General features: G+C 54.1%; 2 protein-coding genes, 2 tRNA genes and 3 rRNA genes. All 7 read right to left on the bottom strand.

The window, feature by feature from the left end; genetic code table 11:
* Positions 1-123: 123 nt before the first annotated feature.
* Positions 124-239 (bottom strand): 5S ribosomal RNA (gene rrf, locus ACA066_RS03425).
* A 152-nt stretch (positions 240-391) separates the two neighbouring features.
* A 23S ribosomal RNA gene (locus ACA066_RS03420) occupies positions 392-3283 on the bottom strand.
* 236 nt (positions 3284-3519) lie between these two features.
* A tRNA-Ala gene (locus tag ACA066_RS03415) sits at positions 3520-3595 on the bottom strand.
* 28 nt (positions 3596-3623) lie between these two features.
* Positions 3624-3700 (bottom strand) — tRNA-Ile (locus ACA066_RS03410).
* An 82-nt stretch (positions 3701-3782) separates the two neighbouring features.
* A 16S ribosomal RNA gene (locus ACA066_RS03405) occupies positions 3783-5319 on the bottom strand.
* The 16S, 23S and 5S rRNA genes sit together here with 2 tRNA genes alongside, the layout of an rRNA operon.
* A 627-nt stretch (positions 5320-5946) precedes the next feature.
* Positions 5947-7440 (bottom strand): CoA-acylating methylmalonate-semialdehyde dehydrogenase, encoded by a 1494-nt coding sequence (locus ACA066_RS03400; protein WP_109627832.1) that lies wholly within the window; start codon positions 7438-7440, stop codon positions 5947-5949.
* 64 nt (positions 7441-7504) lie between these two features.
* Positions 7505-8854, bottom strand: coding sequence for an omega-aminotransferase AptA (gene aptA / locus ACA066_RS03395; protein ID WP_497698129.1), 1350 nt, complete (start codon positions 8852-8854; stop codon positions 7505-7507).
* Positions 8855-8965: the final 111 nt, after the last annotated feature.

Raw genomic sequence — 8965 nt, 5'->3', positions numbered from 1 at the left:
CCGAACCTTAGCATTGTCGGGAGACTGTGACAGCCGGAAGCCGTCCGGTGTTGCTGTTCGAACTTTCCTGCAGGCAAAACAAAACCCCTACCTGCATACGCAGATAGGGGTTTCGGAATTTAATCTTGACGATGACCTACTCTCACATGGGGAAACCCCACACTACCATCGGCGATGCATCGTTTCACTGCTGAGTTCGGGATGGGATCAGGTGGTTCCAATGCTCTATGGTCGTCAAGAAATTCGGGAGCCAGGTCGTTTACCTTTCGGTTCACGCTCCAGCGAATGGGTATGCGATAGTTTGTGCGTTGCTCTCGAACTTTCGGTTCGTCTCGTCTTCACACACCGCAATCTGATGCTCTTTCGAGTAGTCAAATTGCTTGGGTGTTATATGGTCAAGCCTCACGGGCAATTAGTATTGGTTAGCTCAACGCCTCACAGCGCTTACACACCCAACCTATCAACGTCGTAGTCTTCGACGGCCCTTCAGGGGACTCAAGGTCCCAGTGAGATCTCATCTTGAGGCTAGTTTCCCGCTTAGATGCTTTCAGCGGTTATCTATTCCGAACATAGCTACCCGGCAATGCCACTGGCGTGACAACCGGAACACCAGAGGTTCGTCCACTCCGGTCCTCTCGTACTAGGAGCAGCCCCTCTCAAATCTCAAACGTCCACGGCAGATAGGGACCGAACTGTCTCACGACGTTCTAAACCCAGCTCGCGTACCACTTTAAATGGCGAACAGCCATACCCTTGGGACCGGCTTCAGCCCCAGGATGTGATGAGCCGACATCGAGGTGCCAAACACCGCCGTCGATATGAACTCTTGGGCGGTATCAGCCTGTTATCCCCGGAGTACCTTTTATCCGTTGAGCGATGGCCCTTCCATACAGAACCACCGGATCACTAAGACCTACTTTCGTACCTGCTCGACGTGTCTGTCTCGCAGTCAAGCGCGCTTTTGCCTTTATACTCTACGACCGATTTCCGACCGGTCTGAGCGCACCTTCGTACTCCTCCGTTACTCTTTAGGAGGAGACCGCCCCAGTCAAACTACCCACCATACACTGTCCTCGATCCGGATAACGGACCTGAGTTAGAACCTCAAAGTTGCCAGGGTGGTATTTCAAGGTTGGCTCCACGCGAACTGGCGTCCACGCTTCAAAGCCTCCCACCTATCCTACACAAGCAAATTCAAAGTCCAGTGCAAAGCTATAGTAAAGGTTCACGGGGTCTTTCCGTCTAGCCGCGGATACACTGCATCTTCACAGCGATTTCAATTTCACTGAGTCTCGGGTGGAGACAGCGCCGCCATCGTTACGCCATTCGTGCAGGTCGGAACTTACCCGACAAGGAATTTCGCTACCTTAGGACCGTTATAGTTACGGCCGCCGTTTACCGGGGCTTCGATCAAGAGCTTCGCGTTAGCTAACCCCATCAATTAACCTTCCGGCACCGGGCAGGCGTCACACCCTATACGTCCACTTTCGTGTTTGCAGAGTGCTGTGTTTTTAATAAACAGTCGCAGCGGCCTGGTATCTTCGACCGGCATGGGCTTACGGAGCAAGTCCTTCACCCTCACCGGCGCACCTTCTCCCGAAGTTACGGTGCCATTTTGCCTAGTTCCTTCACCCGAGTTCTCTCAAGCGCCTTGGTATTCTCTACCCAACCACCTGTGTCGGTTTGGGGTACGGTTCCTGGTTACCTGAAGCTTAGAAGCTTTTCTTGGAAGCATGGCATCAACCACTTCGTGTTCTAAAAGAACACTCGTCATCAGCTCTCGGCCTTAAGATCCCGGATTTACCTAAGATCTCAGCCTACCACCTTAAACTTGGACAACCAACGCCAAGCTGGCCTAGCCTTCTCCGTCCCTCCATCGCAATAACCAGAAGTACAGGAATATTAACCTGTTTTCCATCGACTACGCTTTTCAGCCTCGCCTTAGGGACCGACTAACCCTGCGTCGATTAACGTTGCGCAGGAAACCTTGGTCTTTCGGCGTGGGTGTTTTTCACACCCATTGTCGTTACTCATGTCAGCATTCGCACTTCTGATACCTCCAGCAAGCTTCTCAACTCACCTTCACAGGCTTACAGAACGCTCCTCTACCGCATCACCTAAGTGATACCCGTAGCTTCGGTGTATGGTTTGAGCCCCGTTACATCTTCCGCGCAGGCCGACTCGACTAGTGAGCTATTACGCTTTCTTTAAAGGGTGGCTGCTTCTAAGCCAACCTCCTAGCTGTCTAAGCCTTCCCACATCGTTTCCCACTTAACCATAACTTTGGGACCTTAGCTGACGGTCTGGGTTGTTTCCCTTTTCACGACGGACGTTAGCACCCGCCGTGTGTCTCCCATGCTCGGCACTTGTAGGTATTCGGAGTTTGCATCGGTTTGGTAAGTCGGGATGACCCCCTAGCCGAAACAGTGCTCTACCCCCTACAGTGATACATGAGGCGCTACCTAAATAGCTTTCGAGGAGAACCAGCTATCTCCGAGCTTGATTAGCCTTTCACTCCGATCCACAGGTCATCCGCTAACTTTTCAACGGTAGTCGGTTCGGTCCTCCAGTTAGTGTTACCCAACCTTCAACCTGCCCATGGATAGATCGCCCGGTTTCGGGTCTATTCCCAGCGACTAGACGCCCTATTAAGACTCGCTTTCGCTACGCCTCCCCTATTCGGTTAAGCTCGCCACTGAAAATAAGTCGCTGACCCATTATACAAAAGGTACGCAGTCACCCAACAAAGTGGGCTCCCACTGCTTGTACGCATACGGTTTCAGGATCTATTTCACTCCCCTCTCCGGGGTTCTTTTCGCCTTTCCCTCACGGTACTAGTTCACTATCGGTCAGTCAGTAGTATTTAGCCTTGGAGGATGGTCCCCCCATATTCAGACAAAGTTTCTCGTGCTCCGTCCTACTCGATTTCATGACCAAGAGATTTTCGCGTACAGGGCTATCACCCACTATGGCCGCACTTTCCAGAGCGTTCCGCTAATCTCAAAGCCACTTAAGGGCTAGTCCCCGTTCGCTCGCCACTACTAAGGGAATCTCGGTTGATTTCTTTTCCTCAGGGTACTTAGATGTTTCAGTTCCCCTGGTTCGCTTCTTAAGCCTATGTATTCAGCTTAAGATACCTAACTTATGTTAGGTGGGTTCCCCCATTCAGACATCTCCGGATCACAGTCTGTTTGCCGACTCCCCGAAGCTTTTCGCAGGCTACCACGTCTTTCATCGCCTCTGACTGCCAAGGCATCCACCGTATGCGCTTCTTCACTTGACCATATAACCCCAAGCAATCTGGTTATACTGTGAAGACGACATTCGCCGAAAATTCGCGATTAAACTCACAAATTTTACCTTAGCCTGATCCGCTACCAGTGAAAGTAACGTCCAGTCTATCTTTCTATCACATACCCAAATTTTTAAAGAACGATCTAGCCAAAGACTAGAAATCAACATTCACCACCATCACGATGGAATGCTCATTTCTAAGCTTTATACAATCAGAAGCAGTAGTGGTGGAGCCAAACGGGATCGAACCGTTGACCTCCTGCGTGCAAGGCAGGCGCTCTCCCAGCTGAGCTATGGCCCCGTATTGCTACAGGATCCCACACAAAAATTGGTGGGTCTGGGCAGATTCGAACTGCCGACCTCACCCTTATCAGGGGTGCGCTCTAACCAACTGAGCTACAGACCCAATTTCGGGCTGCTTCTTATCGTCTTCTTCAATGAATCAAGCAATTCGTGTGGGAACTTATGGAGCAGCTGATGTCGTCGATTAAGGAGGTGATCCAGCCGCAGGTTCCCCTACGGCTACCTTGTTACGACTTCACCCCAGTCATGAATCACACCGTGGTAACCGTCCTCCCGAAGGTTAGACTAGCTACTTCTGGTGCAACCCACTCCCATGGTGTGACGGGCGGTGTGTACAAGGCCCGGGAACGTATTCACCGCGACATTCTGATTCGCGATTACTAGCGATTCCGACTTCACGCAGTCGAGTTGCAGACTGCGATCCGGACTACGATCGGTTTTATGGGATTAGCTCCACCTCGCGGCTTGGCAACCCTCTGTACCGACCATTGTAGCACGTGTGTAGCCCAGGCCGTAAGGGCCATGATGACTTGACGTCATCCCCACCTTCCTCCGGTTTGTCACCGGCAGTCTCCTTAGAGTGCCCACCATAACGTGCTGGTAACTAAGGACAAGGGTTGCGCTCGTTACGGGACTTAACCCAACATCTCACGACACGAGCTGACGACAGCCATGCAGCACCTGTCTCAATGTTCCCGAAGGCACCAATCCATCTCTGGAAAGTTCATTGGATGTCAAGGCCTGGTAAGGTTCTTCGCGTTGCTTCGAATTAAACCACATGCTCCACCGCTTGTGCGGGCCCCCGTCAATTCATTTGAGTTTTAACCTTGCGGCCGTACTCCCCAGGCGGTCAACTTAATGCGTTAGCTGCGCCACTAAGAGCTCAAGGCTCCCAACGGCTAGTTGACATCGTTTACGGCGTGGACTACCAGGGTATCTAATCCTGTTTGCTCCCCACGCTTTCGCACCTCAGTGTCAGTATCAGTCCAGGTGGTCGCCTTCGCCACTGGTGTTCCTTCCTATATCTACGCATTTCACCGCTACACAGGAAATTCCACCACCCTCTACCATACTCTAGCTTGTCAGTTTTGAATGCAGTTCCCAGGTTGAGCCCGGGGATTTCACATCCAACTTAACAAACCACCTACGCGCGCTTTACGCCCAGTAATTCCGATTAACGCTTGCACCCTCTGTATTACCGCGGCTGCTGGCACAGAGTTAGCCGGTGCTTATTCTGTCGGTAACGTCAAAACAGCAAAGTATTAATTTACTGCCCTTCCTCCCAACTTAAAGTGCTTTACAATCCGAAGACCTTCTTCACACACGCGGCATGGCTGGATCAGGCTTTCGCCCATTGTCCAATATTCCCCACTGCTGCCTCCCGTAGGAGTCTGGACCGTGTCTCAGTTCCAGTGTGACTGATCATCCTCTCAGACCAGTTACGGATCGTCGCCTTGGTGAGCCATTACCTCACCAACTAGCTAATCCGACCTAGGCTCATCTGATAGCGCAAGGCCCGAAGGTCCCCTGCTTTCTCCCGTAGGACGTATGCGGTATTAGCGTCCGTTTCCGAGCGTTATCCCCCACTACCAGGCAGATTCCTAGGCATTACTCACCCGTCCGCCGCTCTCAAGAGAAGCAAGCTTCTCTCTACCGCTCGACTTGCATGTGTTAGGCCTGCCGCCAGCGTTCAATCTGAGCCATGATCAAACTCTTCAGTTCAAACATCTTTGGGTTTTTAAGAAACCCTAAACTTGGCTCAGCAATCGTTGGTTACATCTTTGATTTCTCGCGGAGTAACTTGTGATGCTGATAATCTTGTTGACTATCAGTCTGACTCCACAAGCACCCACACGAATTGCTTGATTCAGTTGTTAAAGAGCGGTTGGTCAAGGACTTTCGTCTCAACCGAGGCGCGCATTCTACAGCGTCCTCTGTATCTGTCAAGCGGTTATTTTCAGAAGTTTTCAAAGTTTCCTTTGCAACTTCAACCACTTGCGCTTCCGATCTCTCGTCAGCGGGAGGCGAATTCTACAGCGTTAGTCGCTGCTGTCAACACCTCTTTTTCTCCGCTTTCGACCGAGAAGATCGAACCGTCAAAAGAGCCAAACAACACCGCTCTTTCAACTCCTTCGGGGCTTCGATGAACTGAAGCAGCTCGCTGCCGAAAACTGCGTAACTCTTTGTTTACCAAGGAGTTTTCCGTTTCGACTGCGCCGGAAGTGGGGCGAATTATAGACTTCCAGAATCTGCCGTCAACCCTTAATTTCACATTTCTGTCATATGGGTCAAAAAAGCCCATAAACACGAAGGCCGAGCCCCAAGGGGCTCGGCCTTCTTCCCTTCTACTTACAAGCTAGGGAACGCAAATTGCGACGCTTCATGGCTCGCACGCTGCGGCCAGCGCTGGGTAATGGCCTTGCGACGGGTGTAGAAGCGCACGCCATCCGGGCCATACGCATGCAGATCGCCGAACAGCGAACGCTTCCAGCCGCCAAAGCTGTGATAAGCCACCGGCACCGGCAACGGCACGTTGACGCCGACCATGCCGACTTCGATCTCATCGCAGAACAACCGCGCCGCTTCCCCATCACGGGTAAAGATGCAGGTGCCGTTGCCATACTCGTGATCGTTGATCAGTTGCATCGCCTCTTCCAGACTGTTGACCCGAACGACGCACAGCACAGGCCCAAAGATCTCTTCTTTATAGATGCGCATTTCCGGCGTGACGTTATCGAACAGACAGCCACCCAGGAAGAACCCTTCCTCATGACCGGCCACGCTCAGGCCACGACCATCAACCACCAAGGAAGCACCGGAAGAAACGCCGTCTTCTATATAACCACTGACTTTGTCGCGAGCCTGACCGGAAACCAGCGGCCCCATGTCCAACCCACAAGAGGTACCCGCACCGATTTTCAGCGCTTTGATCTGCGGCACCAACTTGGCCACCAGCGCATCCGCCACCTGGTCGCCAACACACACGGCCACCGAGATCGCCATGCAACGCTCACCGCAAGAACCGTAAGCCGCGCCCATCAGTGCGCTGACGGCGTTATCCAGATCGGCATCCGGCATCAGCACCGCGTGGTTCTTCGCACCGCCCAGTGCCTGAACGCGTTTGCCGCGCTTGGTGCCTTCGGCGTAGATGTATTCGGCAATCGGCGTCGAGCCAACGAAACTCAACGCTTTGACTTCCGGCGCTTCGATCAGCGCATCCACCGCTGCCTTGTCGCCATGCACTACGCTCAGCACACCTTTAGGCAGTCCGGCTTCGAGCAACAGCTGAGCAATCAGCAGCGTCGAGCTTGGATCACGCTCGGACGGTTTGAGGATGAAGCAGTTGCCGCAGACGATCGCCAGCGGATACATCCACAGCGGCACCATCGCCGGGAAGTTGAACGGAGTAATACCGGCAACGACACCCAACGGCTGGAAGTCCGACCAGGCATCAATATTCGGGCCGACGTTACGGCTGTATTCACCCTTGAGGATTTCCGGCGCTGCGCAAGCGAACTCGACGTTCTCGATACCGCGTTTCAGCTCACCCGCCGCATCTTCCAGAGTCTTGCCGTGTTCTTCGCTGATCAGTTGGGCGATACGTGCTTCGTTCTGTTCCAGCAGTTGCTTGAAGCGGAACATCACCTGCGCACGTTTGGCCGGCGGAGTATTGCGCCAGGCCGGGAACGCAGCCTTGGCCGAGTCGATGGCTTTCTGGATGGTTTCGCGGCTGGCCAATGGCAGCTTGTGGATCGCCTGGCCGGTGGACGGGTTGAACACGTCGGCGGTACGACCGTCTTCGGTCACCAGTTCGCCGTTGATCAAATGCGGGATAAGGCTCATGCGGGGCTCCTGAAAAGTTGTCCACAGGCGCCCTGCAAAGGGCGCCTCTATATAGAAGGGAAAATCAGTCGATTTTGTTCAGCACTTCGCCGACCGCGTCGAACAGACGATCAAGGTCTTGCGGCTTGCTGTTGAAGGTTGGGCCGAACTGCAGGGTGTCGCCGCCGAAGCGCACGTAGAACCCGGCTTTCCAAAGCGCCATGCCCGCTTCGAACGGCCGCACAATGGCGTCACCGTCACGCGGGGCAATCTGGATCGCGCCGGCCAGACCGTAGTTACGAATGTCGATGATGTTTTTCGAACCTTTCAGACCATGCAGCGCATTTTCGAAATGCGGCGCGACTTCAGCGACGCTCTGCACCAGGTTTTCCTTTTGCAGCAGGTCGAGGGCTGCCAGGCCCGCGGCGCAAGCCACCGGGTGCGCGGAGTAGGTGTAGCCGTGCGGGAACTCCACGGCGTACTCAGGCGTCGCCTGGTTCATGAAGGTCTGGTAGATCTCGGAGCTGGCAATTACTGCGCCCATCGGGATCGCGCCGTTGGTGACTTGCTTGGCGATGCACATCAGGTCCGGGGTCACGCCAAAGCTGTCAGCGCCGAACATCGAACCGGTACGGCCGAAACCGGTGATCACTTCGTCGAACACCAGCAGGATGTTGTGCTGATCGCAGATCTCGCGCAGACGCTTGAGGTAACCCTCAGGCGGAACCAGCACACCAGCGGAACCGGCCATTGGCTCGACGAATACGGCGGCGATGTTCGAAGCGTCATGCAGTTCGATCAACTTGAGCAGCTCATCCGCCAGGGCGATACCACCCTCTTTCGGCATGCCACGGGAATAGGCATTGCTCGCCAGCAAGGTGTGCGGCAGGTGATCGACGTCCATCATCGCCTGACCGAACATTTTGCGGTTGCCGTTCACGCCACCGAGGCTGGTGCCGGCGATGTTCACACCGTGGTAGCCACGGGCACGACCGATCATTTTGGTCTTGGTTGCCTGGCCTTTCAGACGCCAGTAAGCGCGGACCATCTTCACCGCAGTATCCGCGCACTCGGAACCCGAGTCTGTGAAGAACACGTGATTCAGATTGCCCGGCGTCAGGTCGGTGATTTTCTCGGCCAGTTGGAACGACAACGGGTGACCGTACTGAAAGCCCGGCGAGTAATCGAGGGTGCCCAACTGCTTGGCGACCGCTTCCTGGATTTCCTTGCGAGTGTGCCCGGCGCCACAGGTCCACAGACCGGACAGCGAATCGTAGACCTTGCGGCCCTTGTCGTCCGTCAGCCAACTGCCTTCAGCCGCCACGATCAGTCGCGGATCGCGCTGGAAATTCCGGTTGGCGGTGTAGGGCATCCAGTGAGCATCGAGCTTGAGCTGGCTGGCCAGAGGAGACTGGGCGTTTTCGGGCAAGTTCATGGGCAAAACCTCGCAGGGCAATAAGCGGCGTGGAGATGAAAAGCGTTCTTGCAGCTAAATTGCCACGGGGATAAAGTCGATGAAATCCAACTTTTGTAACGTTCAGTCAGG

The organism is Pseudomonas sp. LBUM1651 (assembly GCF_059716135.1).
Note: the sequence above shows the minus strand (reverse complement) of the source record. Positions and strands in the feature narration are given on the sequence as shown.